This is a genomic window from Paenibacillus sp. XY044, assembly GCF_002257645.1.
In the GTDB taxonomy this organism is placed as follows: Bacteria; Bacillota; Bacilli; order Paenibacillales; family Paenibacillaceae; genus Paenibacillus_AQ.
This window is the reverse complement of the sequence record NZ_NQMO01000002.1, coordinates 158,676-185,019: the sequence shown is the minus strand read 5'-3', so window position 1 is coordinate 185,019 and position 26,344 is coordinate 158,676. Positions and strand designations below refer to the sequence as shown.

At 53.3% G+C, this 26,344-nt stretch carries 26 protein-coding genes, 6 tRNA genes and 2 riboswitches; of the genes, 13 read left to right on the top strand and 19 right to left on the bottom strand.

Going from position 1 to position 26,344, the window contains the following annotated elements:
- Positions 1 to 20 precede the first annotated feature (20 nt).
- Positions 21 to 198: riboswitch (cyclic di-AMP (ydaO/yuaA leader) on the bottom strand.
- Between the two features lie 124 nt (positions 199 to 322).
- Positions 323 to 533, bottom strand: a riboswitch (cyclic di-AMP (ydaO/yuaA leader).
- A gap of 311 nt (positions 534 to 844) precedes the next feature.
- The gene (locus tag CJP46_RS09030; RefSeq protein ID WP_094595289.1) at positions 845 to 1,339 is read left to right on the top strand and encodes a glutathione peroxidase; all 495 of its coding nucleotides are present in this window, start codon (positions 845 to 847) and stop codon (positions 1,337 to 1,339) included.
- A 148-nt stretch (positions 1,340 to 1,487) separates the two neighbouring features.
- On the opposite strand, the gene CJP46_RS09025 is transcribed toward CJP46_RS09030, so the two are convergent.
- Positions 1,488 to 1,570, bottom strand: a tRNA-Leu gene (locus CJP46_RS09025).
- A 260-nt stretch (positions 1,571 to 1,830) separates the two neighbouring features.
- Between CJP46_RS09025 and CJP46_RS09020 the strand changes: the two genes are divergently transcribed.
- A complete protein-coding gene (locus CJP46_RS09020) occupies positions 1,831 to 2,490 on the top strand; it encodes an urease accessory protein UreF (protein ID WP_094595288.1) in 660 nt (219 codons plus the stop codon).
- Positions 2,491 to 2,579: 89 nt separating this feature from the next.
- On the opposite strand, the gene CJP46_RS09015 is transcribed toward CJP46_RS09020, so the two are convergent.
- A complete protein-coding gene (locus CJP46_RS09015) occupies positions 2,580 to 2,936 on the bottom strand; it encodes a helix-turn-helix domain-containing protein (RefSeq protein ID WP_094595287.1) in 357 nt (118 codons plus the stop codon).
- Positions 2,937 to 3,184: 248 nt separating this feature from the next.
- Here CJP46_RS09015 and CJP46_RS09010 point away from each other — a divergent pair, with 248 nt between their 5' ends.
- The 5 genes from CJP46_RS09010 to CJP46_RS08985 all read left to right on the top strand — a co-directional run bounded on the left by CJP46_RS09010 (position 3,185) and on the right by CJP46_RS08985 (position 8,944).
- Complete coding sequence (locus tag CJP46_RS09010) at positions 3,185 to 3,802, top strand: nitrogen regulation protein NR(II) (RefSeq protein ID WP_094595286.1); 618 nt, start codon at positions 3,185 to 3,187, stop codon at positions 3,800 to 3,802.
- Positions 3,803 to 4,007: 205 nt separating this feature from the next.
- Positions 4,008 to 4,391, top strand: a complete 384-nt coding sequence (locus CJP46_RS09005; RefSeq protein ID WP_179281105.1) for a MarR family winged helix-turn-helix transcriptional regulator — start codon at positions 4,008 to 4,010, stop codon at positions 4,389 to 4,391.
- A 9-nt stretch (positions 4,392 to 4,400) separates the two neighbouring features.
- On the top strand, positions 4,401 to 5,618 hold the full coding sequence (locus CJP46_RS09000; RefSeq protein WP_094595284.1) for an MFS transporter: 1,218 nt from the start codon (positions 4,401 to 4,403) through the stop codon (positions 5,616 to 5,618).
- Between the two features lie 304 nt (positions 5,619 to 5,922).
- Complete coding sequence (locus CJP46_RS08995; protein ID WP_094595283.1) at positions 5,923 to 6,762, top strand: AraC family transcriptional regulator; 840 nt, start codon at positions 5,923 to 5,925, stop codon at positions 6,760 to 6,762.
- A gap of 229 nt (positions 6,763 to 6,991) precedes the next feature.
- The gene (locus tag CJP46_RS08985) at positions 6,992 to 8,944 is read left to right on the top strand and encodes an amidase family protein (protein WP_256992271.1); all 1,953 of its coding nucleotides are present in this window, start codon (positions 6,992 to 6,994) and stop codon (positions 8,942 to 8,944) included.
- A gap of 111 nt (positions 8,945 to 9,055) precedes the next feature.
- Here CJP46_RS08985 and CJP46_RS08980 read toward each other — a convergent pair whose 3' ends face one another.
- The 6 genes from CJP46_RS08980 to CJP46_RS08955 all read right to left on the bottom strand — a co-directional run bounded on the left by CJP46_RS08980 (position 9,056) and on the right by CJP46_RS08955 (position 11,668).
- Positions 9,056 to 9,796: an SDR family oxidoreductase gene (locus tag CJP46_RS08980; protein WP_094595281.1), complete on the bottom strand. Its 741-nt coding sequence runs from the start codon at positions 9,794 to 9,796 to the stop codon at positions 9,056 to 9,058.
- A 27-nt stretch (positions 9,797 to 9,823) separates the two neighbouring features.
- Complete coding sequence (locus tag CJP46_RS08975) at positions 9,824 to 10,489, bottom strand: SDR family NAD(P)-dependent oxidoreductase (protein ID WP_179281104.1); 666 nt, start codon at positions 10,487 to 10,489, stop codon at positions 9,824 to 9,826.
- Positions 10,490 to 10,494: 5 nt separating this feature from the next.
- A complete protein-coding gene (locus tag CJP46_RS08970; protein ID WP_179281103.1) occupies positions 10,495 to 11,151 on the bottom strand; it encodes a ThuA domain-containing protein in 657 nt (218 codons plus the stop codon).
- Between the two features lie 150 nt (positions 11,152 to 11,301).
- A tRNA-Leu gene (locus tag CJP46_RS08965) sits at positions 11,302 to 11,387 on the bottom strand.
- 30 nt (positions 11,388 to 11,417) lie between these two features.
- Positions 11,418 to 11,493: transfer RNA gene (locus CJP46_RS08960), tRNA-Lys, on the bottom strand.
- Positions 11,494 to 11,593: 100 nt separating this feature from the next.
- Positions 11,594 to 11,668 (bottom strand) — tRNA-Glu (locus tag CJP46_RS08955).
- A 200-nt stretch (positions 11,669 to 11,868) separates the two neighbouring features.
- On the opposite strand from CJP46_RS08955, the gene tlp reads away from it, so the two are divergent.
- Positions 11,869 to 12,078: a small acid-soluble spore protein Tlp gene (gene tlp / locus CJP46_RS08950; RefSeq protein WP_094595278.1), complete on the top strand. Its 210-nt coding sequence runs from the start codon at positions 11,869 to 11,871 to the stop codon at positions 12,076 to 12,078.
- A 413-nt stretch (positions 12,079 to 12,491) separates the two neighbouring features.
- On the opposite strand, the gene CJP46_RS08945 is transcribed toward tlp, so the two are convergent.
- The 3 genes from CJP46_RS08945 to CJP46_RS08935 all read right to left on the bottom strand — a co-directional run bounded on the left by CJP46_RS08945 (position 12,492) and on the right by CJP46_RS08935 (position 13,174).
- Positions 12,492 to 12,580: transfer RNA gene (locus CJP46_RS08945), tRNA-Ser, on the bottom strand.
- Positions 12,581 to 12,587: 7 nt separating this feature from the next.
- Positions 12,588 to 12,663, bottom strand: a tRNA-Asn gene (locus CJP46_RS08940).
- Between the two features lie 31 nt (positions 12,664 to 12,694).
- On the bottom strand, positions 12,695 to 13,174 hold the full coding sequence (locus tag CJP46_RS08935) for a SprT family protein (protein ID WP_094596108.1): 480 nt from the start codon (positions 13,172 to 13,174) through the stop codon (positions 12,695 to 12,697).
- Between the two features lie 139 nt (positions 13,175 to 13,313).
- Between CJP46_RS08935 and CJP46_RS08930 the strand changes: the two genes are divergently transcribed.
- Together CJP46_RS08930 and cmpA are read left to right on the top strand one after the other, a co-directional pair.
- Positions 13,314 to 13,667, top strand: coding sequence for a hydrolase/acyltransferase (locus tag CJP46_RS08930; RefSeq protein WP_094595277.1), 354 nt, complete (start codon positions 13,314 to 13,316; stop codon positions 13,665 to 13,667).
- Between the two features lie 244 nt (positions 13,668 to 13,911).
- On the top strand, positions 13,912 to 14,040 hold the full coding sequence (gene cmpA, locus CJP46_RS08925; protein ID WP_094595276.1) for a cortex morphogenetic protein CmpA: 129 nt from the start codon (positions 13,912 to 13,914) through the stop codon (positions 14,038 to 14,040).
- A 110-nt stretch (positions 14,041 to 14,150) separates the two neighbouring features.
- On the opposite strand, the gene CJP46_RS08920 is transcribed toward cmpA, so the two are convergent.
- Positions 14,151 to 14,639, bottom strand: a complete 489-nt coding sequence (locus CJP46_RS08920; protein WP_094595275.1) for a DinB family protein — start codon at positions 14,637 to 14,639, stop codon at positions 14,151 to 14,153.
- A 150-nt stretch (positions 14,640 to 14,789) separates the two neighbouring features.
- On the opposite strand from CJP46_RS08920, the gene CJP46_RS08915 reads away from it, so the two are divergent.
- Positions 14,790 to 15,347 (top strand): CGNR zinc finger domain-containing protein, encoded by a 558-nt coding sequence (locus CJP46_RS08915; protein ID WP_094595274.1) that lies wholly within the window; start codon positions 14,790 to 14,792, stop codon positions 15,345 to 15,347.
- Between the two features lie 179 nt (positions 15,348 to 15,526).
- On the opposite strand, the gene CJP46_RS08910 is transcribed toward CJP46_RS08915, so the two are convergent.
- The 7 genes from CJP46_RS08910 to CJP46_RS08880 form a co-directional block, all read right to left on the bottom strand.
- A complete protein-coding gene (locus tag CJP46_RS08910; RefSeq protein ID WP_094596107.1) occupies positions 15,527 to 17,725 on the bottom strand; it encodes a Tex family protein in 2,199 nt (732 codons plus the stop codon).
- Between the two features lie 543 nt (positions 17,726 to 18,268).
- Entirely contained in the window at positions 18,269 to 20,458 is a 2,190-nt protein-coding gene (locus tag CJP46_RS08905) for an alpha-galactosidase (RefSeq protein ID WP_094595273.1), read from the bottom strand.
- Between the two features lie 289 nt (positions 20,459 to 20,747).
- Positions 20,748 to 21,098 carry a type II toxin-antitoxin system PemK/MazF family toxin gene (locus CJP46_RS08900; RefSeq protein ID WP_076174838.1) on the bottom strand — a complete coding sequence of 117 codons (351 nt, stop codon included), beginning with the start codon at positions 21,096 to 21,098 and terminating at the stop codon, positions 20,748 to 20,750.
- Between the two features lie 3 nt (positions 21,099 to 21,101).
- Positions 21,102 to 21,383 carry a CopG family ribbon-helix-helix protein gene (locus CJP46_RS08895; RefSeq protein ID WP_036648438.1) on the bottom strand — a complete coding sequence of 94 codons (282 nt, stop codon included), beginning with the start codon at positions 21,381 to 21,383 and terminating at the stop codon, positions 21,102 to 21,104.
- A gap of 231 nt (positions 21,384 to 21,614) precedes the next feature.
- The gene (gene alr, locus CJP46_RS08890; protein ID WP_094595272.1) at positions 21,615 to 22,799 is read right to left on the bottom strand and encodes an alanine racemase; all 1,185 of its coding nucleotides are present in this window, start codon (positions 22,797 to 22,799) and stop codon (positions 21,615 to 21,617) included.
- Positions 22,800 to 23,112: 313 nt separating this feature from the next.
- Positions 23,113 to 24,219 carry an outer membrane lipoprotein-sorting protein gene (locus tag CJP46_RS08885; protein WP_094595271.1) on the bottom strand — a complete coding sequence of 369 codons (1,107 nt, stop codon included), beginning with the start codon at positions 24,217 to 24,219 and terminating at the stop codon, positions 23,113 to 23,115.
- A 134-nt stretch (positions 24,220 to 24,353) separates the two neighbouring features.
- Positions 24,354 to 24,962 (bottom strand): YkoP family protein, encoded by a 609-nt coding sequence (locus CJP46_RS08880; protein ID WP_306431037.1) that lies wholly within the window; start codon positions 24,960 to 24,962, stop codon positions 24,354 to 24,356.
- Between the two features lie 199 nt (positions 24,963 to 25,161).
- On the opposite strand from CJP46_RS08880, the gene CJP46_RS08875 reads away from it, so the two are divergent.
- The gene (locus CJP46_RS08875) at positions 25,162 to 25,818 is read left to right on the top strand and encodes a TetR/AcrR family transcriptional regulator (protein ID WP_094595270.1); all 657 of its coding nucleotides are present in this window, start codon (positions 25,162 to 25,164) and stop codon (positions 25,816 to 25,818) included.
- A gap of 6 nt (positions 25,819 to 25,824) precedes the next feature.
- Positions 25,825 to 26,334 (top strand): DUF4188 domain-containing protein, encoded by a 510-nt coding sequence (locus CJP46_RS08870; RefSeq protein ID WP_094595269.1) that lies wholly within the window; start codon positions 25,825 to 25,827, stop codon positions 26,332 to 26,334.
- Positions 26,335 to 26,344: the final 10 nt, after the last annotated feature.

Genomic DNA, 26,344 nt, shown 5'->3' with positions numbered 1-26,344 from the left:
AAAATGCGCACGACGAATGCTGCCTCTCCCGTTACGCTGACGAAGTTAGCTGTCGGATTCGGGCGTGAGAGTCGCCCTACTTTCCGGTACTTGCCGTGCCGGAAAGATTCACCCCGGCGCCCGTCCAATCTTGTGGACGGGGCGCTGTGGTTCCCCCGCTCCCGACCGTTTCCGGCTGGGATTAAGCGTTATTGACATCTGTATGTGATTGTTATGAAAACTTTCAAATTGCTCATCATGCTAAAATTAGGTAAAAAAAAACCACAGAGGTCAGCTGATCCCCCTGTGATCCGAAAGTTTATTCGGGTCGCAAGTTTCATCATTCCTCTCTCAAACGACGCTTACGAGGTTAGCTGACGGATTCGAGCGGTGAGAGTCGCTCTACCCGGCTGGATCCATGGCATCCAAAGCCGGGATTCACCCCTGCGGCTGGCAGCAGACCCCCGACTCTCACACCGGTTCGCTGCTCCATGGCACGCGTTTGGTTCCCCCGATTTCCGCGCTATTTTGCGGAAACTCAGCGATTAGTAATGGAAACTGTATTGAATACGCTCTGAATCATACACCCGCTCCTTCCAAGCTGTAAAGGCAGCCTAAAAATCATGAACCGCGAATTTTGGAACATTCAAGCTCTTATTAGCGCTTACATTTTGGCTTTTTGACTTCTACCTCTTTCATGCTCCCGATTTGGCATGTTTGCGAAAACCAGGACGTTCTAAGACACGGCTCGGTAAAGATCATCGCATTGACATTGCATTTAAATAGTTTAAAATTAAATTGTGTACATGGTAAATGCTTCGTTTGGATGATCATCCACAGCAGCAGAAAAAGGAGGAGGATGGCAGTGAGCGTTTATGATTTTGAGGTAAACACGCTTCGCGGCAAAGAGGTATCGTTAAAGGAGTATGAAGGTGACGTGCTGCTGATCGTGAACACGGCCAGCAAATGCGGTTTTACGCCGCAATATCGCGGGCTGCAGGAGCTGTACGACGAGTTCCGCGACCATCATTTTCAAATTCTCGGCTTTCCGAGCAACCAGTTTGCCAATCAGGAGCCGGGAACCAGCGAAGAGATCGGGGAATTCTGCCAAATGAATTACGGAGTCACGTTCCCGATGTTTGAGAAAATCGATGTCAAGGGAAGTAACGCCCATCCGCTGTTTCAATACCTCACCCGGGAAGCGCCGGGAGTGCTCGGCTCGAAAGCGGTCAAGTGGAACTTTACCAAGTTCCTCGTCGATTCCAAGGGGAGGGTCATCAAGCGTTACGCTCCCAAAACCACGCCGGACAAAATCGAAGGCGACATCCGGAAGCTGCTTGAATCCCGTAAAAGCGAATAGGCAAAAATCTCCCATAAAGTGATGCTCATGCTGCGATCTGAATTCATTTGCTTTGCGGGGATCCCGAAATATACGAAGATGTAATAAGCAAAAAAAGAAGCTTCCCCGGATTGCTCCAAGGAAGCTTCTTTCCTGTGTCAAGATCAGATGCGGTAGAGAGGACTCGAACCTCCACGGGCGTACGCCCACTACCCCCTCAAGATAGCGTGTCTGCCATTCCACCACTACCGCACATCAAAAGTTCATTTAGCGAACTTTTTTATTATACACAAATCCCTCTGAATTGTAAAGAGATTTATCTCAATGTCAGTTATTATGTAATATTATATTACACATAATGACATTAACAACAATACAAACGCCTTTTTATTGACAAATCACCATAATTATGTAATATTAACTTACATATTATAGCGGATTCTGATTTGTTCGTGCAAATGACGTAATGTTTTTTACCACTGAATTTCAATAGATATCAGGAGGTGACCGTGTTGAACGACAAAAGCACCAAACTGCTCGATTACGTACAAATGCTGGATAACGATTTATCGGTCGGAGGCTTTAGCCATGTGTTCGACCTCCAAACCCGGATTGCAGAGGGGCGCATTCAGAGCCAGGAAGAGCTGGAAGGCTTCATCCTCCATCCGCTGATGAAGCATTTGGTCCGACAAGACGGCACAGCCATTCAGGCGATCTATGAGGCTGCAGACCAACAGGATATCCGTCAGATCGCCCGGATTGACCGGCACATCCTTGGCAGGATCGTTACGAATGAAGATGATGAGGCGGCGTGTCAACGAGGCAGAAGACTTTTGAAGCTGGCCCAGGCCCTGTACCCCTGGCTTAACCTAAAGGCACTTGATGAGATCGCGCATGAAGACCGTTCCCCCGTCTGTCTGGCCACGGCGCATGCCTATGTCAACTACCAGCTCGGGTCCAGCTGCGACCACGCCGTTTATGGATACATGCAATCTGCTGTCTGCACATGCATCCAGCTCGCTTCCCGCTCGCTGAATATTCCGCGTCTCGACGCGAAAACACTGGCGGGCAAATGGACGGCCGAAATGGAGCGGGTCTGGATGTCGGAGAAAAGTTGCCTGCCCAAGAACCTCTTCAATATCCAAGAGAACAACTCCCATATCGCCTCGTGATTCCTTACCCAACACTAAAAAGGCACACCGCCCTGCCTGCTGCAGCGGAGTGCCTTTTCTATTCCCATTTATGTACTCGATCCCTGATCTTACTTATCACGAGACTGGTTTTTCCGGTATTCCACAAACCTGATATACTCCTTGATAAACTCCTTCTCGTGATCGGACAACGGAATTTCGTTCAACTGCCGTCCGTTCTCCCACAGATATGGATCCTGCTGCTCTTTAATCATATACGGCTCCGGTTCCTTGCCCAGAATCAGCCAGTCAAGGCTGACGCCAAAGAAACTCGAAATTTCAATCAATTTATTGGTGCTCGGGGTAGACTTTCCCCTTTTCCAATCCCCGAAATTCCCTGTACTGATATTAAGCTGCTCACAAAACGATTTTTTTGTCATCCCCTTCTGCTTAATCAATGCCTCAATACGTCCGTAAATGGATTGCATAAAAAACCGCCTTCCAATCATGTCGCAAAAGAAACGACGCATTTAAGTAATTTTGTACTTGCAATATGACGCAAAAACGTGTATAGTATTCTTTATATTAGGAATTTCCATACCTATGGCTCTTATTGTATCATTAGTGCCTTTTCTATTCCAACCGCCCTGCAATCATTCACTTCATATCAGACGATGCCTTTCAAACGCGATTCGGGCCCACTTACGACCAATACCAAGACAGGGAGCGACCGCTTTTGCACACACCCGACATTTCTTTTCATGAACTGATCCATTCCATGCTGCAGTCGATTGCCGTCGTGGATGCCGGAGGAGTTATCATTTCTGTGAACCACGCCTGGATTCAAAGCGCCCATGACGAAGGCGTCCCCAGATCATTTAACTGGGTTGGCGTTAATTTCATGCAAATTGCCGACGCCCTTTCCGAAGAAGACGAACCCGACACGGATAGCCTTCAAGCGGTTTTGCAGGGCACAGTACCGTTCTATAAGAACGAGTTCCGGTCGAGCTGCATCCAGCCCTCCCGATGGTTTCAGATCGAAGCTTTCCCGCTGCGGAATGGCGCCAGAGACGAAATCCGGGGTATGGTCATCTGCCTCTCGGATATCAGCCGAAGCAAACAGCTTGAGGACGATTTAATGACCGCCTTATCCCAAATCCGGACTCTCCGCGGATTGCTGCCCATCTGCGCTGTCTGCAAACGAATCCGCGACGACGATGATATATGGAATTCCATTGAGAGCTTTCTGCAAAAGCACGCCCACACCGAATTCACGCACGATATTTGTCCGGACTGCATACGGCGGCTGTACCCCAAGTATTCGTCCATATTGGACACTCCAACTCACCAGTAAATCACACAAAATTTTCAGCCTTCTTTCACAACAAAACACTCCTTCACAATAATCGTTAACGCACAGCAGTTTTTTTCGTTGACGTTTTTTGTTCATATCCATATAATTGTTATGACAATTATATTTTGAAGGAGTGTTTCCCCTGACCCGCTTCTCATCTTCGTCCCAGACGATCGGTTTCCGTTACGGAAATATGTCCCGCAGAATGTCCTCTATTTTTGCAGGCCTGCTTAAACCTTACGGCATCACGCCCGAGCAATGGACCGTACTGTACCAGGTTCACCTCCAGGAAGGCATCAACCAGAAGGAACTCGCGCTTCGTTCCGGCAAAGACCAGCCTTCCATCACCCGCATTCTCGATGTGCTGGACAAGAAAGAACTAATTCAGCGCAAGCCGGATCCGGCTGACCGCCGGGCTTATCTGATCTTTGCCACGCCGGCTGTGCAGGAGCTGATGAAAGAAACGATTCCGATGGAGCTGAAACTCAACGACGAGCTGATTGCCGGTGTTACGGACGAGCAGCTGGAGATTTTGAGCCGCATCATGGATCAAATCAATAAAAATATAGATCGAATTTCAATGGAGTAGGAGTCACCTATGAACGACACCCGAGAGAAACTTTGGACACGCGAGTTTGTTATGCTCACGCTGTGCAACCTGCTGTTATTTTTAAATTTGCAAATGATTGTATCCCCTCTGTCAGGCTATGTAAAAGAACACTTTCACGCCAACGCCTTCATGGTCAGCATGTTTACAACCCTGTTCTCGCTGGCCGCTATCGCGGCTCGCCTGTATTCTGCCAAAGCTTTGGAGAGAGGCATCCGCAATCAAATCTTATATATCGGTCTCGCATTGGCGCTGCTGGCCACCCTCGGTTACCTGTGGAGCGGCACGATGGCACTGCTGCTGCTGATGCGGATCCTGTTCGGTGTGGGCTTCGGCATGGGCAGCACGACGCTGCCTACGATGGCATCCGGTATTATTCCGGTACGTCGGCTTGGCGAAGGGATGGGCTATTTCGGACTGTCGACGAGCATCGCCCTCTCGCTTGGACCTGTCATCGGGACGGCGCTTTTGGAGAACAAAGGGTTCAACACGCTGGTATACGCCACGTTAATCGTCATTGCCCTGATCTTCCCGCTGGTCATTCCGCTAACCAAAAAAGTAAAGCCGGCCGCCCCGGCCATTCCGAAGGAATTTACGGCGGTTCCACAGAAGCAGGGCTTTCCAAAGGCGCTCCTCTTGCCCAGTCTGATGAACCTGCTGATGTCCATCACCTATGGCGGACTGCTCAGCTTTATTAATTTGTTCGGAAAAGAAGCCGGTCTCGCGAACGCATCGCTCTTCTTTCTGTTCAACGCCGCTGCTGTCGTGCTGATCCGGCCCATCTCGGGCAAAATTTACGATCGCAAAGGGCACATCGCCCTGCTGATGCCGGCGGCGGTGCTGCTCATCGGAGGACTATGGCTGCTGTCCTATGCCCATACCACCGGATTTTTAGCCCTGGCCGCCCTGTTCTACGGCCTTGGATTCGGCACCGTTCAGCCGACACTGCAATCCTGGATGCTGCAGCAGGTACCACCGCAAAAGCAGGGACTGGCCAACAGCATGTATTTCAACTCGCTTGACCTCGGGATCGCTGTCGGAGCCATGATTTTGGGCCAGATCGCCCAATATTCGACTTACGGCGCGATGTACCGTTTCGCATCCGTGTTCCTCGCCCTATTCATAGGGGTATACGCGTTCCACCTGATCAAACGGGCCAAGAACAACAACACGCCAAACCGTGACGCCGGAACGTCCGCGACCCCTTAAAGCCCCTTGGCCACTGATCGAATTCAGCATCTCTCTGCTTTGGCAGAGGGGTGCTTTTTAATTTATACAAGAGCAGTCATCAATCACAAGTCCCATTCCTCACTCTATTCATCAGAGTCCGCTTGAGGTTTCTATTCCAAACTCTCCCCAACTTAAGACAGAGGAATCAAAACAGAATTATATATGTCATGTTATATAACTCAAAAAGTTAAATATACTTCCAATAATATCGATCTGGGAGTAAAATAGTCATATTATCTATCATAAAACCATATTTCTATTTCGATTCCGGGGAGAGATTAAGATGAACATACTGGCCGCATCCACAGCCTTCGAGATGTTTCTGCCCGTTCAGCCGGGTTTTGCCAAACACTTTACCGATTATACCGAGCACCGTGACGTATCACCCGACACTCCGCTGCCTGTTTTGTTCTACCAATTCTCGGTCCCGTCTGGCCACTCCGGACGCTGCCCTGTGCTGCCCGGGGGCCATGTCGATTTTTTGTTCCCTGCCGGCGGCTCCCCTTCCGATTCCTTCATCCTCGGCAGCGTTCTTTGCCGCCGGGAGGTGCCATTTCGTCCAGGCACGTTATACTTCGGCGTCCGGCTGCTCCCCGTCTCCCTGGCTCCCACATTAAACATTCCGTTAAAAGAATTGCCCGACCGATCCACGCCGCTCACTCGCGCATTATCGATTCCGCCCTGCTGGGCGCAGCAAATCCAGGCGGAAGGCGCCTCCTTCCATCGCAGAATATCCGCTTTCCACAGCGGCCTTCGCCAGCTTCTTCATTCCGCGGCACGCAGTGCAGCTTCGGCACCGCAAAACTTTTACCGGGCCATCCGGCTTATTTTCCATTCCCACGGCAATATCAGCATAGCCGAGCTCTCAGCAGCCATGAGCTGCTCAACGCGGAGTTTTCGTTCCCTGTTCGAGACGTATATCGGCCTCTCACCCAAGCTGTTTTGTCAAATCATCCGATATCAATCGGCCGTGGGCAGACTGCTGCATCCGTCGCGGACGGCTTTTAACGACATTATTTCGGAATACGGCTACTACGACCAGGCCCACTTTATCCACGAATTCAAAAAATTCAGCTGCGAGTGTCCGACCCGCTGGATGGTTCAGCTCCTCCGGAAATCTTAATCCAGTATTCCTTTGTCAACTTTCCTTACACGAATTCCGTTTTGTACAATCCATGTTAACTCTCCTTCAATATAATAGACTCCAATGACGGAGTGAAGGCATTCGTTTATCCCCAGTTTCTGCGGGTTCGTCCTCCATCCTGCGAAGTTTCTCCCGCGGAGACTTCAAACGCAGCCTTCCTTCCGCCATAAAGGTCAGAATACATAACGCTGTATTGGAGGAGAACGACTTGAAGAGTTTTAAGAGCAATCTATTAACGGTTTTACTCGTTTCTACTTTATCTCTGACCCCGACGTTGGCCTTTGCATCGCCCGACACTTCAGGAGCGGCTTTAAGCAGTGAGACGACCGACGCACTGTCCCAGAGCTGGATGCCCAAATCTCTGACCTCCCTTACCGCTAGCAGCAAGCCGATTACCGCGGCTGAGTTTGCCGAAGCGATGAAACTCGCGGCTGAAGAAGCCGGAACGACGGTGAGCCCCTCCGGTTCCAATATGAACGGCGCATTGACCCGCGAAAAAGCCGCCGCGCTGCTGGACTCCGTTATCCGTGTCCCTTACGCTGCTTCAGCGGACTACCAAGACATTGCCGGCGGCAGTTTGTACAGCAAAGCCATCGCCAATGTCTTTACCGCCGGTCTCATGCAGGGCAGCTCCGCCCAAACCTTCGGGTACGGCAAGCCGCTGACGCACCGGGAAGCCGCCACGATCATCTACCGCCTTTATCAATATTTGCAGCCGTTCAAGCTGACGGAAGCGACCATCGCGGAGATGCAAAAGGCGATGGAAACCGGCCGGCTGACGTCCGAAGAACTCGTTCAGCAGTATTTGGACCGGATCGATAAATACGATGATCAGGGGCCCAAGCTGAACAGCATCATCACCTTGAACGAGAAAGCGCTGGAAACGGCGAAGCAACTGGACGCTGAACGCGAAGCCAACGGGGAACGCAGCCCGCTGCACGGGATTCCGGTGATCGTCAAAGACAACTACAACACATCCGACATGCCGACGTCATCCGGAAATATCGGCCTAAAAGATGTGATTCCTCCGGAGGATGCCACACAGGTTAAGGAGCTGCGCGATGCCGGAGCAATCATCCTCGGTAAAGCCAATCTGCATGAATTCGCCTTTGGGTATACAACCGTCAGCTCTCTGGGCGGGCAGACGCTGAATCCTTATGACCTGGCCCGCGTGCCTGGCGGATCCAGCGGCGGAACCGCAGCCGCAGTTGCCGCAAATCTGGCCGCTGTAGGCATGGGTACCGACACCGGCGGATCGATCCGGATACCTTCCTCGTTCAACAGCCTGGTCGGTATTCGTCCGACAGTCGGCCTGTCTAGCCGCTACGGCATCGCACCGCTTGCCCTGACGCAGGATACCGGCGGACCGATCGCCCGTACCGTGGAAGACGCTGCTTTCATATTGAACGCGACGGCCGGTTATGATCCGAGGGACATCGCCACGGCGAAGAGCGTCGGCTTTGTGCCGAAGGATTATACGGATTATCTCGATAAAGACGGTCTAAAGGGAGCACGAATCGGCATCGTCCGCGAAGTTTTCGGGGACGACGCCCAGGTCAATGCAGTCGTTTCCCAGGCCATCGCAGAGATGAAAGCTGCCGGGGCTACGATGGTGGACAACGTCAAAATCCCGAATTTCGATCTCATCAACAAATACGGAAGCCTGAGTGCCTGGGAGTTCAAGTTCCAATTCAACGATTACCTGAAATCCCTCGGCGACGCTACGCCGTACAAGTCTTTGGACGAACTGATCGCTTCGGGCAAATACGACCCGTCCATTGAAAAGGCCCTGATCGACCGCAACAACCGCGAATCGCTGGATGCTCAGGAGTACAAGGACATCGTCCTGTTCCGCACCAAATACGTGCAGGATGCGGTCCTTCAAATGATGGCGGACAACCATCTGGATGCTCTTATCTTCCCGACCTCATCCAAAACGGCGGTGAACATCGGTCAGGAACAGGTGGCGGGCGACGCCTTTAAACTAAGCTCCTTCACCGGTTGGCCGACGGTCACCGTACCGGCCGGCTTCACCAGCGACCATCTGCCGGTAGGCATCGACTTTTTCGGCAGAGCCTTCAGCGAGCCGGAGCTGATCAAACTGGCGTACAGCTTTGAGCAGAACACGCACCACCGCGAATCTCCGCAGATGACGCCTTAAGGACACAACAAAAAGCGCACCCCCGGCTGCCGTCCGGGCGGACACCCTATGAGGTCCGACCCTTCCAGCGCGCCGCAAGGTGCGCTTTTTCCTTTTTTCCGTATTAACTTCTTACCAAGGCCATTCCCTGCCCAACCAGTCCCTCATGACCAGCCGGTCTTCCTCTTGAATCCCTTGACCTTCATAGCGGTCCCGCAGAAAATAAGCCACCGCCATTCTCGCCGCGTCATCGGCATCCAGATCTCCGTGGGTATTCAGCTCACCCGACATATAGGATCTGACCCAGCCTGGATGGTACAGGCGAAAAGTAAAGCCTTCAGGACGGAGTTCGTCAAAAAGGCATTGGACGCCACGATTCAGCGCAGTCTTAGACATGCAGTATCCGTACCAGTTATCCCGGAAGCTGCGATTGAGGCTCCCCGCTTCCGAAGACACAAAGCACATGCGCTTTCCGGTTCCCGCTCTCAGCAGCGGCATAAACGCCTGCGCCATCCGCATCGGCCCAACCGCGTTGACGTTGTAAATTTGCAGCAGTTCTTCTTCAACCTGCTGTTCGTGAATCGTTCTGGGATAACGCGTTGCGATCCCCGCATTATTGATCAGCACATCCACCCGATCGGCCTTGCTCTCAACCGCCCGGCTGGCCGCCTGAACGCTCTCATCGCTGGCTACGTCCAGTGGAATGACATGCAGCCGCTCCGGCTTCTGCCGCTTCAACTCCGTCAGTTCCGGCCAATCCGCCAGGTAACTCCCGGCAAAAACGTCCCAGCCCAGCTCCAGCAGCCTTTTCGTGATGCCAAGCCCTAGGCCTCGGTCCGCGCCAGTGACAACGGCGATATTGCTTTTGCTCATCCGCCAATCCCTCCTTTCCCATGTCCGTTATAAAGGAATCTCCAGGCCCCGCCAATCCAGCATAACCATCCGCTCTTCATCCCCCCGGGACTCGGTAAAATAAGCAGCAGCCGCTTCAACCAAAGACTCTGCATCGAGCTCCGATCCAGGCTCAAACAGGCGGAACGTAAACCCCTTCCCGCTCAAATCCCCATGCAGCATGGTGTAAGCCATATGCAGCGCAGCCTTGGACATCGCATATCCAGCCCCAGCGCCCGAAAGACCCAGTCCCAAACTGCCCTGGGCATCGGACAGCAGCGCGATTCTTTGCAGCCCGTTATCCATAAGAGGCAGGCATGCCTCAATGACACGAATCGGACCGAGCGTGTTCGCCTGGTAGTCTTCCAGTACGAGGTCCGCCGACATGTCGGCGATTCCGGCCGTTCCCTCTTGCCGGCTGGACGCCGTTCCGCATACGAGCAGATCGATTCGGCCAAACTGATCCTGTATCCGCCGAACTGCCTTTTGCACCGATTCCTTGGACCTAGTATCCATCGTGAAGGCATGTACTTTATCCGGATCAGGAATGTCCTGATATCCCTCTTCAGGAACGGGGCTGCAAGCCATGACGTACCATCCCCTTTGGGCGAATTCCTGAACAAGTGCACGTTCCCACGGGTGATGAGCTTCCGTAATCAACACAACCTGGTCCATGACTTTTATTCTCCTTTCGGCGCAGATGCAGTCCATACCAAAGCTTGCTGCAGCAGGTGTTGGTAGGTTGGCTGCAGCCAAACCGCCAGATTGTGACCGGGTGTCATCACGCAGACCCTCCCGTTGCCTTCCGTTCGGGTCCATCCGCCCGGCTGCTCGCCATGTTCCGACCGGGTCACCATAAATACTTCTGCGTCACCGGGGTCGGCCATATCCACGAAATAGTGCTCATCCTTCTCCGTAAAGGCTTGAACTCCTCGGGTGATCTCCGTGTCTTGTACTGGCTCGACCGTAACCGAACACTGCTCCGGATGGTGGCGAAAGCCTCCCCCAACCAAACGGCGCATGTCCCCCAAGTCCGCGTACCCCACCGTACCGGAATGCAGAACAAGCAGACCGCCACCCGCGCTGACATAACGCTGCAGCAGGCCGACGGTTTGCGCTGTAATCCACGGCTGTTCTTTTAACACAGAGACCCGATTGGATTTCGCCAGGATCAGCAAGTCATATTCCGTCAGCAACCGCTCAAGCGATTCCTGCCATTCGACATCGGTTTCCAGTATGTAATGAAAATCGAACCCTTTTGTCCGAAGCGGCTCCAAGCCTCCCTTCACCACATCAGCCGGATGCCAGTTATCGTCGCATAATACGAGTATTTTCACGATGCTCCCCTCCATTGACAGCGTTTGCAATATGTATTACTCCCAGTATTCCAGAAACCTTCTTGCCATGCAACCCGGTCCCAGGTTCGATAATGCGGATAACACAAAAAATCCTTGCCGATTCGCAAGGATTGTCATTGTTTTAAATTATGGTGCGGTAGAGAGGACTCGAACCTCCACGGGCATACGCCCACTACCCCCTCAAGATAGCGTGTCTGCCATTCCACCACTACCGCACATTTAAAGGGAACATGCTATTTAAAAACTGGTGAGCCATGAAGGACTCGAACCTTCGACACCCTGATTAAAAGTCAGGTGCTCTACCAACTGAGCTAATGGCTCTCGCTGACCCACAACCTGTGTGCCAATAAGCATAGATGGTACACCTACTGTTATGAAGGTGTTTGGTTGGGATTCTCATCCCTGTTGCCAATGATGAAAGTGGTGACCCGTATGGGATTCGAACCCATGTTACCTCCGTGAAAGGGAGGTGTCTTAACCCCTTGACCAACGGGCCATATCGTAACATCACTTTCTTGACGACAAGAATGAGTATAGCATAGAACAAAAAAGGTTGGCAAGCCCTTTATACAATTTTTTTATAAAAAAAGTGCCGGATTGTGCTTCCTTCCCTCTCCTCTTCCCGGCATAAAATCATCCCAGGTTTGGCATCCTATACACGTCAATGACATCAACACAAGACAAGGAGACAAGATCATGGCTAAACCAGATGACCGTTCTGATAACGCGGAAAAGATCAAAGCCGCCATTATCAACACACAGGACAACATGAACGAAACCAACGATTATTTGGCCGAACACGCCGAAGAAATTTCCGGACAGGAAGTCCACAACCTTGAGCACAAAAACGCCAAGCGCGAAAGAGCGATTGAAGGACTGCGGGAAGAGTACGAGGACGAAAAATAAAGTTTGATCGTTTAGACGAACAAGCCCCTGTCCGGCACGGATAGGGGCTTGTTTTGTAGTGTTTTTGATTAGTTTGTTTAGAGCTGGGCTTAGTAATTCAGAAGCTGGCAAGCGGGTAATGGTAGCTTGCTTACTTAGTGGCTACGTTCCTAGTTGCAATTTAGGCAGCTGAGGCGCACCACTGAAATCATATCCACCTGAGCAGGTAAGTGGGCATTGGGTAGGAAACAAACGCTAAAAAAGCGTACTTGGCGCGATTCAGATGCAAAAGTGCACTTATTTCCGAGACTGCGACGCCCATCCTCCCGAAGCCTATGCTCCCACGAACCCTCCCCCGAGGGTCCTCATCCCTTGACACCAAAAAGCCCCCAGCCGCAAAAGCGGTGGGAGCTTTCTTACGAAGTATTTCAAAACGGAGAGAGAGGGATTCGAACCCTCGCACCGCTTACGCAGTCTAACCCCTTAGCAGAGGGTCCCCTTATAGCCACTTGGGTATCTCTCCAAGAAACTGGCTCCCCGAACAGGACTCGAACCTGTGACAACTCGATTAACAGTCGAGTGCTCTACCAACTGAGCTATCAGGGAACATTGTTATACGGTAACACCAAATAATTTATCATGATTTTACACTCGAGTCAAGCTTGTTCAAGCGAAGATTCCCCGCGCATTTACCGCACCGATAACGACGGGGATCGACCTTGCGTTTGCGCAGGTACACCATCCCGCACTGGCGGCATACCAACTGGTATCGGTAAGGCTGCACCTTGCGTTCCCGCGTCGAAGGCAGCGACTGACAGTAGCGGCTTCCCCCTACCTGCTTCAGCAGCATTTTAAAATCCGGGTCACGGTGTCTGTAGCCCCTTCCCGTCAGGTGCAGATGGTAGTGGCACAGCTCGTGCTTGATGATTTTTTCCACTTCCTCCCGTCCGTTCGCTTCGAGCTGATGGGGATTGATCTCAATATGATGGCTTTTCATAAAATAGCGCCCGCCTGTTGTGGACAATCGCCGGTTGAACGTGGCCTGGTGCCTGAAGGGCAAGCCGAAGCTCTCCTTCGAAATCCGCTCCACCCAAGCTTGCAGCTCTTCATTGCTCATGACGTCCATGGGGTCCTCCTCTGACTGAATTTGACGGTCTTCGGGGTGGTTGTCCCGAAAGAAACATTCTCTTGAATTATAACTTCCCCATACGCTACACTGACAAGTAGAATGTTATGGAGGGAGATTTTTGCGCCTTATGCCGAAGATGAGATATGTAATTTTACAGAAAAATGCCGACCTCTTTTTTGTGGAAATGCCCGCCGATTACGCCTACCAGCTCAGCGCGCTGAACCTGCGCCTGAATAAGGAAATAGACAAATTGACGGCTTCCGTCGTACCCGAACTGCCGCTCGCCGTGGCAGAATGCGACCAGCTTGATCTGCTGCAGGAGCATCTGCAAATTCAGGACGGACTTGCCTACATTAATGCGCTGGAACAGTCCTTTGCTTCGATCGATGAACAAAGCTATCCCCTCATCGCCCTGCTGACTGAAATCCGAGCCCTTCAAGCCCAACTGGAACAGTGGTACGAGGAAGAAGCGGAAGCATAGGCTGTCGCGTACAGCTTGAAGCCTTTTAAGCTCCAAAGCGGCCAATGGACACCCGAAGCTGGTGATGCCTGAAATGGCCGTGGACCGGGATCATGGCGCCGGGATATGTGATGGGATAAGTATTTTTCAAAATACAATCCCGTCCCCTTGCCGAACCCGGGAAATTCAGATGAGACCTGCACGCTTTGGGCGTTCCCCCCATATGCTGACCGTAGAGACGGAATGCAAGAGGAGGAGATCACCCTTGCCGCAATGGCTCTGTAATCAGCTTAGGAAGGCGTTTCATAAAAAAGACAGACGCCAGATCAAACTGCTCAACGAATGCTGGTTCTTCTACCGAAACGCCCCGGAAGAAAACTCGGACGCCCAATAAATATTCAAAAATTTCCCCGCTCCATGGAAACAGGCCGGTACCGTGTACCCGCCTGTTTTTTGCGTTGTATATTGTTGTTGGATTCTATAGCCAGTGTGCTCCTTGCCCCCCTACTCAAAGCTCCTTGAAGCCGGCCAGCTCCCTTTCAGCTTGCGAAGCATAATAATCTGCCCCGTATGATAAGCGTCATGCATCATGAGGCTGTGAATGAGGCTGGAGAGCGGTTTGGTCGGAAACGGCGCGTTCAGCTCACTGTCGCTCAAACCGGACAGGAAGCTCCTGGCCTCGCCATGGACCTTTTTGAGCCGATCGACCGTCTTCTGCCAAGCTTCGTCCCCGTCTTCGACGTTGCTGAACGTCTCATCGTTGCTGGACGCCTTGAAGTCAGGATTCTCGCCGCGCATCCGCTGCAGGTGATATTCTTTGTAATAAAGCAGGTGGTTCACGTTCTCCCAGATCGAGTTGACGGCTTCCCCTTCCGGCTTCCATGCCGCTTCCTCAGCGGTCACGCCCTCCAAAGCCGGTACAAGCGGCGGATACCAGCCCTCCTGATCATAGCATTCATCCCATCTTTGCAGCAGCTCCTGAGTTTGGCTCATGTATAAATCCTCCCTGTCCGGTTTTTTGTAACGAACTAAAATTAATTTATTAGTTACATCCATAAATTAACACACTCTATTTCTGCCGGTCAAGTAACTAGCAAAATGATTATTTAGTTGTTACAATGAACCTGAAAGGAAGGATAACGTATGCTTTGGGATGATTTTTTGAACAGTGACTGGCATGATTGGCGGGGCAGCGGCAAGTCCGAGGACCGGTTGGACCGGCCCGGATGGCTGCGGGAATGGCTGCAGGAGCAGCAGCTGCCGTTACTCGATGAACCGAAACCCCACGAGCTGAAGCAGCTTAAAGAGCTCCGCTCCTTGATCCATGGTATGGTCACCTCCATCGTCCAAGGCATTTCCCCAGACGGCGAAGCGGTCGGCCGGCTGAATGCGGTCATGTCCGCCGGCCCCGTCATTCGAGAGCTGTCTTACCGGGAAGGCAGCCTGTCCACTCGGAACCGACCGGTTCGCTGGGACTGGCAGCAGGTCATGTCGGACATCGCCGCGTCTTTTGCGGATGTGCTTGCGGGCGGCGAAACGGCAAGAATCCGGATTTGCGAGAATCCGGACTGCCTCTGGGTGTATTATGACGATACCCGCAACCGCTCCAAACGCTACTGCGATGACAAAATGTGCGGGAATCTAATGAAAGTCCGGCGATTCCGGGCACGGAAGAAAGCCGCCGAACATGACCAAACTTAAACCTGAACATGCCAAAATCCCGAAGACCGGAAACCTTTTTTTTCCATTCTTCGGGTGGGCTATGGGAAGGAGTCCGGCAGCGATCATGAACCAGTTAAGAAACGCCATGCTGGCCGGAACTCCATATATACCGGTCTTGTTAAATTCCGATCTTGCTAACTCACTATCTTGCGAAAAGCTTATTCTCCCTGATGCGGATTGCGCATCGTCAGGCCGACGCGGCCTTTTTTCAAATCGACGTTCAATACCCACACCGTCACGTTATCGCCGACGGACACCACGTCCATCGGATGCTTAACGTAGCCGCTGCTGAGCTGCGAAATGTGGACGAGACCGTCGCTCTTGATTCCGATGTCCACGAAGGCGCCGAAGTCGATGACGTTGCGCACGGTGCCCTGCAGTTCCATGCCCGGGGTCAAATCCTCGATCTTCAGCACGTCCGTCCGGAAAATAGGCAGCGGCAGCTCCTCCCGCGGGTCGCGGCCCGGGCGCTGAAGGCTCTCCAGAATGTCGCGCAGCGTAGGCACACCGACTTCCAGCACCTCCGCCAGCTTATCCACATCCTGACGCCCCAGCACCTCGGACAGCTCAGATGTTCCCAGCTTATCCATGCCGACACCAAGCTCGCGGAACAGACGGTCCACCACCTTGTACGATTCCGGGTGGATCGGCGTACGGTCGAGCGGGTTGTCCCCCTCGGAGATACGCATAAACCCGATGCACTGCTCGTAGGTTTTGGCTCCCAGCCGCGGCACGTTCTGCAGTTCTTTGCGGCTCAAAAACTTACCGTTGGAATCACGGTACTTCACGATGTTTTTGGCGGTCGTTGCGTTGACGCCGGATACATAAGAGAGCAGTGACGGCGAAGCGGTATTCACGTCGACGCCGACATGGTTTACGGCCGATTCGACGACGGTCTTCAGGCTCTCGTCCAGATGCTTCTGGGATACGTCATGCTGGTATTGGCCGACCCCGATCGCCTTCGGCTCGATCTTCACGAGCTCAGCCAGCGGGTCCTGCACGCGGCGGGCGATGGACACTGCACTGCGCTCCGCAACGTCAAGATCCGGGAATTCCCCCTGAGCCAGCTTGGAAGCCGAATACACGCTCGCTCCGGCCTCGTTGACAATCAGGTAGGCCAGGTCCGGCATGCCGATGTCGCTGATCACCTCAGCCACGAACTGCTCCGTCTCGCGCGAAGCCGTACCGTTACCGACCACAATCAGCTGGATGCCGTACTTCTTAATCAGCCCGGTGAACTTCGCGGCAGCTTCTTTCTTTTTGTTGTTCGGCGGCGTGGGGTACGTCACGGCCACCTCCAGCAGCTTGCCGGTATCGTCCACGACGGCGAGCTTGCAGCCTGTCCGGTAGGCGGGATCCACCCCTAGGACGCAGCGGCCTTTGACCGGCGGCTGCAGCAGCAGGCTGCGCAGGTTGCCGGAGAAGATGGAAATTGCCTGATTCTCCCCCTTCTCGGTCAGCTCAGCGCGGATTTCGCGCTCGATGGAGGGGGCGATCAGCCGTTTGTAAGCATCTTCAATAACGGCCGTGAGAATCGGCTGAACCGTCGAGCTGCCCTTGATGACCTGACGTTCCATGAATTTGTGGATCGACTCCGGCTGCACGTCCAGCCCCACTTTAAGGATATTTTCGCGTTCTCCGCGGTTAATGGCCAAAATGCGGTGAGGAGGCATCTTTTTCGCCAGCTCCCGATAGTTGTAATAGTTCTCGTATACGGACTCCTGCTCAGGATCCTTGGCTTCCGACGTCAGCATCCCGTGGTCCATCGTATAACGCCGCACCCAGGCCCGGATGGTCGCGTCGTCGGCCAAATTCTCCGCCAGAATGTCCATCGCGCCGGAAATCGCATCATCCGCCGTTTCCACGCCCTTGTCGGCATCGACGTATTTGGCGGCTTCCTTATGAACATCCCCCTGCTTCGGCTGGGCCAATATCCACTCGGAGAGCGGCTCGAGCCCCTTCTCTTTAGCCACGCTGGCACGGGTTTTGCGCTTCTGCCGGTACGGACGGTAAAGGTCCTCCACTTCCTGGAGCTTGGCCGCCTTCTCGATCGACGTCTTGAGTTCCCCGGTCAATTTCCCCTGCTCGTCGATGATCCGGATCACTTCGCGCTTGCGCTCTTCCAGATTTCGCAGGTAAGTCACGCGCTCTTCGATTCCGCGCAGCTGGTTCTCATCCAATTCCCCGGTCATTTCCTTGCGGTAACGAGCGATAAACGGAATCGTATTGCCTTCATCCAGTAGTCCCACGGTTGTCCGAATCTGCTTCAGGGACAGCTGCAGCTCCTTGGCAATCTGCTGCACGATCCGCTCTTTTTCCCGTGCCTTCTGTTCTTCACCGTTCTGTTCAATAACCATTTCCTTTTCTGTCAAAATAAATCCCTCTTTCCCATTCGTACTTGCGTTCCCATGTATTCAAACGTTCTCTCATCATTGTCGTCATTAAAACATTCATTTCGTCATCATGTGATTGGTCTGCAGACTTATCCGATTTGAGCTAGCGGCATGGTCTGGTTCATAAACGCCCGTCCCTGCAGACGGTGTGTACCGAAAATTCATATCAGCAGAGCTGTTCCTGCGGCGTTATAGATATAAGTGTCAGCTTGCCTGGCAGCCAGTCCCCAATAACGGGCGGCTGGCCTCTATGGAAAACTGTGAGATCAAACCAAAACTTTAGGCAAATCTACAAAGTTTTCATACCTTATTATCACAAACTTTGAGCCATTTTTCCAGCGGTCATGTTTGGCAGGAGAAAGCTTCCATCCTGCGGTAGATTTTTCCTAAAAAAGCAAAAAGAACCCTGCCCCTTAAACAGGGCAAGGTTCATCATACTGCTGCGGCTTCCATCTGTATAGATCTTTACGGCGTCTGGAGGCCGGTTATTTCTGGAAATCGCCAGGCTTATACGCGCCGGAAGCGGAAAAACTCACTGTGGTAATCCCCGCGCTCGGCACCTACCGCGAGGCCCGCATACATCAAGGCGTCGCCGCTGTAAACCTCGCTTGTGCCCACCAGCTCATAATCCGCGGCCGGTTCGAGGCCCTTCAACTTGAGTCGGTTCAACGGTGCGTTGGATTCGGCCAGCACCCGGAAATAGAAGACTGCAGCGATGTTGCCGTCTCCCGCCACGAACATCCAGGCGGTCTCGTTGCCTTCAAACGGGCTCAGGAGCCGGTACATCTCGCCGGTCTGGACGAGCCCGCGGATTTCCTTATACAGCGCCACCTGCCGCTTCACGACTTCCTTTTCTTCCTCAGTGAACTTCGTCAAGTCCAGCTCGTAGCCAAAGTTGCCCGACATGGCGACGTGGCCGCGCATGTCAAGCGGCGTGGACCGTCCCACCTGGTGGTTCGGAACCGCGGAGATATGCGAGCCCATAGCGCTGACCGGATAGACGAGGCTGGTGCCGTACTGGATGCGCAGGCGCGACACCGCATCGGTGTTATCGCTTGTCCATGTCTGCGGCATGTAATAGAGCAGGCCGGGATCGAAGCGCCCGCCCCCGCCGGAGCAGCTCTCGAACAGAATGTGCGGGAACGCGGACGTGATTCGGTCCATCACTTCGTAGAGGCCGAGCATATAGCGGTGGGCCGTCTCCCGCTGACGCTCCGGCGGCAGCAGCGCTGATCCGATCTCCGTCATGTTGCGGTTCATGTCCCACTTCACATACGTAATCGGCGCGCTGCTCAGCACCTCCGTCAGCATCCGTACGATTTCCTCGCGCACATCCTGCCGCGAGAAGTCGAGGATCAGCTGTTGGCGGCCTTCCGTGCGGCGCCGGTCCGGTACGTGCAGGCACCAGTCCGGGTGATTGCGGTACAGGTCGCTGTCCGGAGAGACCATCTCCGGCTCGAACCACAGCCCGAACTGCATCCCCATGCCCGTGACGCGTTTCACCAGGTCTTCCAGTCCGCCCGGCAGCTTATTCTTGTCCACCACCCAGTCGCCCAGTGAGGAGTTGTCGCTGTCGCGATGGCCGAACCAGCCGTCGTCCAGGACGAACAGCTCGATGCCGAGCTCTTTGCCGGCCTTGGCGATGTCAACGATTTTATCCGCATTGAACTGGAAGTAGGTCGCCTCCCAGTTGTTGACGAGGATCGGGCGCTCCTTGTCCCGGAACTGGCCGCGGGCCAAGCGCTCGCGGTACAGCCGGTGATACGTCCGCGACATGCCTCCAAGTCCTTCGGAGGAATACACCATGACCGCTTCCGGCGTCTGGAACGCGGCTCCCGGCTCCAGCTGCCAGGTGAAATCGAACGGGTTGATCCCGATCGATAGACGGGTCGTCCGGAATTGGTCCACCTCAGCTTGGGCGATAAAGCTTCCGCTGTATACCAGGCTGAAGCCGTACACCTCACCGTGGTCTTCATCCGCTCCTGGAGATAGCAGCGCCGCAAACGGGTTCTGCTGGTGGCTGCTGGCCCCGCGGCGGCTCTCCACCGCCTGCATGCCATAGGCGACCGGACGGCGCACTACGTCGCGTTCCCGGGTCCAGGCGCCGGACAGCTGCAGCCACTCGTAGTCGGCGCGCGGAAAGTCCACGCTTGCGCTGAGGGCTCTCAGCAGCTCCACCGGCTCGGTGCTGTCGTTCACGATTTTTAACGAACGGGTCAGCGCATCATAAGCTTCCATCACCGTGTACTGCAGCTCTACATGGAGCCCTGACACGGGATCCTGCATATTCACAAACAGCGTTTCCGCTTCGGACTCGCTCTCCACGTACGTCGAAGGGAGCCCTTCCATCCGCGGTTTGCCCTGCTCCACCCGATGCGATACATACTTGAACTCGGTAATGGTCGAGCCGTTAGGCAGCCGGAACTGTACCAACGGGTGGCGGAAATCGCTCGTTCCGTACACCGGAAGCTCCTGCGGCAGCGTGTCCAGGGAGATCGAACGATCCTCCGGCACCGGATTCGGGCTGAAGGAAGCCCTTTCGGTCGTCACGAGCAGCCAGCTCAGATCAGCGTCGCGCAACCTTTTCCCGTAATAGAGATGGGCGGCATAGCCGGACGGAAGAATCTGAAATACGTAGCTTGAATTGCGGGTCTGAAGATGAAATAATTGCTGCTTAGTATCGATATGAATCGCCATAATTCCCTCCCTGATATCACAAGCGGATAGACGCAGATGCAGTACTCACCTGCCCGCTCATTCGTTGGATACCATTCATTATAGCCGATGCGTAACCCCTTACAATGGACTTATGTGACTTTATACGTACGAGTCGCTGGGAGCGGCGAGCTTTCCCGGCCGTCTTGTCCAGGCTTGACTCAGGCCCGCCTCCCCTTGCCGCCGGCATTCCCGGAAAACAAGAAAAAGGCGCCCCTCTCGGGGACGCCTCCTTCTTCACAACCATATCATCAACCTTATGGTTCAACGCTTAAAAATCGATCAGGCTGAGACTGATTTGCAGTGAATCATCCACCTTTTTCATCGTTTCCTCATCCAGGTGGGTAATTTTGTCCGTCAGCCTCTGCTTATCAATGGTCCGGATTTGCTCCAGCAAAATGACCGAATCCCTGTCGAAGCCGTGCGAAACCGCATCGATTTCCACATGGGTCGGCAGCTTTGCCTTTTGAATCTGGGCGGTAATGGCCGCCACGATGACCGTAGGGCTAAACCGGTTGCCGATATCGTTCTGAATGATCAGAACCGGCCTGACTCCACCTTGCTCAGAACCGACTACGGGTGAAAGATCCGCAAAAAAAACGTCGCCGCGTTTTACGATCAATGTCTACACCCCGCTCACTAAGCGGCCTAGAGTGCTGTCTGCATCTTCTTCCGCGTGAAAGGCCTCCGATGCCATCGTCAAATTGATCTTGGCCATTTCCATATAGCCGCGCTGCATTGACTCCCGTATATAACGTTTCTTCCGCTCCGTTAAATACAGTTTCATGGCTTGCCTGATGAGTTCACTGCGGTTCGAATTCTCCATCGCAACGATGCCATCCACTTCCTGCAAAAGATGATCCGGCAAGCTGATCATAATTCGTTTGGTATTCTGCATATTAGCCACCTTCTGTTCCACCCCCACAATACCTTCTCACCCTTGTGCCCAGTATAACTTTAATCAAGGAAATTTATACAAAGGAATATATATGCCGAAGATATACCAGGTATGCTGCATACATTATAAACTAGACTCGGCATTTACGTACAGTCATTCTCGTCATTACCTTTATTCGGGATGAGTGTGCCGTATTCCTTCATTTCCAGCAAAAAGGCTTAAATTCCGCCTTTCTTCGCACTAGGTGAGCAATGGGTTGACCCGGTTGTACAGCGTCCCCCGCTTCGTGTATACACGGGGAACCCGGTGGGAAATCATGCAGATGACCTCATAGTGGATGGTACCCAGCTGAGAAGCCAGCTCATCTGCCGAAATACACTGGCCAGACTGCTGACCGATGAGCACAACCTCTTCGCCCGCTTGAATTTCTTTTGCCCCTTCGGCAAAAGATTGAAGTGTTACCATACACTGGTCCATACAGATCGTTCCGACAACGGGAACACGGCGGCCGCGGATCAGGACTTCCGCTTTACCGCTCAGCATCCGCGAGTACCCGTCGGCATAGCCGATCGGCAGCGTTCCAATGACTTCATCTTGATCCGTCACATATCTGGCGCCGTAGCTGACGCCCCAATGCGGCGGAAGGGTTTTGACATATGCAAGCTCTGTCTTTAGCGTCAATACCGGGGAAAGTGCGACAGTCTGATGATTCACCTCATCTGATGGATACAATCCGTACAGGCTGATGCCGACGCGGACCATATTGTAGGACAGCTGAGGGGTATCAATCGCTGTGGCGCTGTTGCCCGTATGTATAAGAGGAGGGCTGAATCCTTTCTCCCCGAGCGAAGCCACCACGCTCTCGAAACGCCGGTACTGCTCCAGTGTATAGCTTTTATCTTCTTCGTCCGCTTTGGAAAAATGGGTAAACAAGCCTTCAACCTCAGCCTGCGAAAGGGCATAGAGCGACTCGATAAATGAAATGGCGTCCGGGCCGGGAAGAAGCCCCAGTCTGCCCATTCCGCTGTCGATCTTGATGTGCACCTTCAGCGGCCTGGACTCGGCGTCCGCGGGAAGCTGCTGGATGGCCTCCAGTACCTCCGGGCTGAACACCGTCACTGTTATGTTATTCTCCCACGCCGTTCTTATGCCTTCCGGAGGGGTGTAGCCGAGCACCAGGATGGGCAGCGTCACTCCGGCATGCCGCAGTTCGATCGCTTCATCCAAAAAAGCGACACTTAGATAGTCCACACCGATGCTCTCCAGCTCCCGCGCCACCTGCACAGCGCCATGGCCGTATGCATCTGCCTTGACGCAGGCCAGAAACTTCATGCCTTCGGGCAGAGCCCGGCGAAACGCCGTAACGTTCGCCTGCAGTTGGTCCAGATTGATTTCAGCTCTAGTTGCTCTATATTGTTGCTGCATTCAGTAGTCACCTTCTCTAAGAATTAACACTCGGTTACATAGATTGACGAAAGATGTGTTGTCATCTTTCGCTCATTCTATGGACATAGATACTTTCATGATCCTATGCCCAGAGATTGGATGAAAGTGAGTCGTCATTTACTTTCATTCTTATGTAATCGTAATGTTCAGGAAGGTGACTGTCAATGAACCACGCCCCGGCGGAATCCGGCCGGTTTACCGTACCACAGCGGTTTTCGAAGATGAATAGGCGAAAGGCCCTTCGCCGGAGGACTTACGCCCCGCCGGCCCGAAGGGTCCGCCTACCTGCGTATTATTTACCCGATTGTTCCTGTAAAGACGCTGCGATCTGCATCATTTCGTCCACCGGCAGATTGGCGCTCGTAATACGGAATTCCACGCCGTCCCCATTCATCCAGGTCAGCGTTTGCTGCTCATCGCCAGACAGGAGGCCAGCCGTAAATCCAAGGTCCACCACTTCGCCCGGCGTCAGGGATACAGCCCGGTCATCCGGACGGGATTCCATGATCGTGAACTGGTATGTACCGTCATAACGAAGCAGCAGCGCATGGTTGTCACTGTTGTCCAACTTGTTGCTGTCCTTGAGCGCGACGCCTTCAGGCAGGTAATCCGGGATAATCATGCCGAAATCGCCCAGTTCCTTCGTAACTTCCTGTGCAGCTTCCCCGTTATCGCCCTGCGGCTGATCCTGGGACGCGACCGGATTGCCGTTTTCGTCGACTTCGGCCACGGTTCCGACCGACGGATCGCTTTGCACGGTCATGTTGCGCTTCATGTCAAAAGAATCCTTGTCGAATTTCGCATCGAACTGGAACTGGTCGAATTTGACTTCGACGACGACATGAGCGTCAGAGTCGGAGACTTGTACTTGTTTTGGCGCGTAATTGTCCTTGTTGAGCCAAATTTTCTGACGGACGAGAGATTGGCTGTGATAGTTGGCCGCAACATCGAACACATAGCTGTCCTTATCTGCGGCAAACTGCCGGGTGTTATCGCTTAGAATGCCCCGGACGAGCGTTTGGTATAAATAGACTTGCCCCTGGTTGTCCGGCCAGTCGCTTTTAAACCGGAAGCTTTTGTTCAGGCTTGGCGTCAGCACGAACACGCCTTCGTCATTGCGGAGAACAATTTGAGTGACGTCCTTCTGGGCGTTCGTCAGGCTGATCCGGTAGTAGCTTGGATTTTGGTACCATACCTCTACCTGGTATTCCTGCGGCTTTTCCCCGGTATACAGCGTCATTTTCCCCGTTCCTTTGTAAGAGCCATCTTTGCTTTGCAGTGTATCGACCACGTTGTTCAAGTCTTTGACAACGGAAGCGGCATCCTTTTTGCCACCACAGCCTGCCAACACAACCGTAACGCACAAGATCATGGCGAGCATCCATGAAATCCGGCGCATGACATCATCCCCCTTAGCACTTGGTTTGAACTGATTGATACATGTCTATGAGGGACTTGGTCACATTATGCAGACTAGCATGACAAGCCTGATGCCGAATCCTTGTTACCGGATTTCGTGTTATCAACACGTTGTTATCCGATGTTTCTTAAATTCGCTTCGCAGCGATACCGTTCAATAAACGCTTGTCTTGTCATGAGCAGCATCTGCGGAAACAGCTTGGGAGCGCTGTGCTTCACGCGTTTTTGCCCGGCGGGATGGAGCATTCGCAGCAGAAATCTTAAATATAACGTTGTCAGCAGCCGGAACCATCCGGACTCCAGCGGGTGCTGCTCGAAGCCCAGTCCATGGGTAAGCCCCCGGTGAAGCAGCGTAATTCCGGTCAGCGCTTTGACCTCGGCCAATTCCGGAACATCATCCATCGCTTCACGGATCTGCCTGAGCGATTGCTTCAGGAGCCGTGCGGTTTTCAGCGCCGCCCTGTCCGGTCCCAAGCTCCGTGACAGCTCCAGCACCTGTCCGTTATCCAGATGAAGCTCCCCGATCCAATCGCCGGCATGGAGCCACTGCCCGCTGTCACTGCGGATGCTTTTCCCGTGAAAAGGCCGAATCACCAGCTTGCATATCCCGTAACTCAGCACCCGCTTGCTCCGCAGCCGCGTGATCCGATCAAACAAGCCCTCCCATTTCATCCATGCCGTCTGGACTCCTGTCTTCAAAACCGTCGTTTTGATCAATTCCACCACATCTCTTCTCTATTAAAATCGTTCTATACAGTTTGACGGTCCAGATCCGGTGATCCCTGCAAAATAGCCAAAAAGATAAATGCCGAGGGCCTGATGAAGTCCGAAACGGGAACAAAATCGCTTGACACGAAAAGTTAACTCAAGTTAAATTATTTACACAAGTTAATTTTTATAAATGAAGAGAGGACGCTGCTTCATGGAACTACACGATATTCCGCTCCGTGAATTGAAAAAGGCCAAAACGAAAGTCGCCTTGTACGAATCCACCCTGACCCTTCTCGGTCGAGGTATGTTCAGGGATGTCATGCTCGACGATATATGCCGGATGGCCGGGATCTCCCGCGTGACATTCTTTAACCTCTTTCGCAAAAAGGAGGACCTGCTCGTCTACTTCATGCGCCTATGGCTGACATGGCGGATCATTGAAATCGGGCAGCAGCGGCTGCGAGGATTCGCGGCGATCCGGCACCTGTTCGCGCAGGCAGCCCGGCAAACCGAAGAGTATCCCGGCATTATGCCGAGTCTGATCGCCTTTTTGTCCGAGATGAATATGCACCCGTGCATGCCGGAGCTGAGCTTGGCCGAGGTCTTGCTGCTCTTTCCCGGCCATGATGAGGAAGGCATGGTCTCTCCCGACATGTTTGCCTTATTCCACCGCTGCGTTCTGGAGGCAGCCGAAGATGGAACGCTGCGGCAGAGTATCCCCCCGGAACATGCGGTTCAATGTTTGTTTACGGCGTTTTACGGCGCCTTTCTCACCTCCCAGCTCTATGCCGACAGTGACGTCATGGCGTTCTATGAAGTGCAGCTGAGGCTGATCGAAGAGCCTTCGCATGGAAACGATAAGGAGTGATTTGCATTGGGAAACGTGATTCCCGGCCGCTACACGGCCGAAATGGAAGGTTCATTCGTGGTCTTTATCATTGGGATGAGGGTAAACCGGCTGTGGTCCATTCATAAATGGCTTCCCGTGTTTCGGGCGATGCCGGCCATGATGAAGGAGCTGTACCAAAACCGGGATTTGGGGTTTATGGACGGGACGATGCACATCTCGTGGAGGGGCGTTTGTTTGATTCAATACTGGAGGTCGTATGAACAGCTGGAGGACTACGCCAGGCGTGGCTATAAGCATCTTACCGCTTGGCGTGACTTTAACCGGCGCATCGGCACCGACGGAACCGTCGGGATTTACCACGAAACGTTCCTCGTGGAACAAGGCGCGTCCGAGGCGCTGTACAATAACATGCCCTTATTCGGTTTGGCCAGGGCAGGCCGCCACGTCCCGGCCACCGGAACAAAAGAAACGGCAGGCCGGAGGCTGGGCCGGGATACCTACCCTGCGGTACCGTCTCCTCCCAATCCCTCCTGACCTGCCTGTA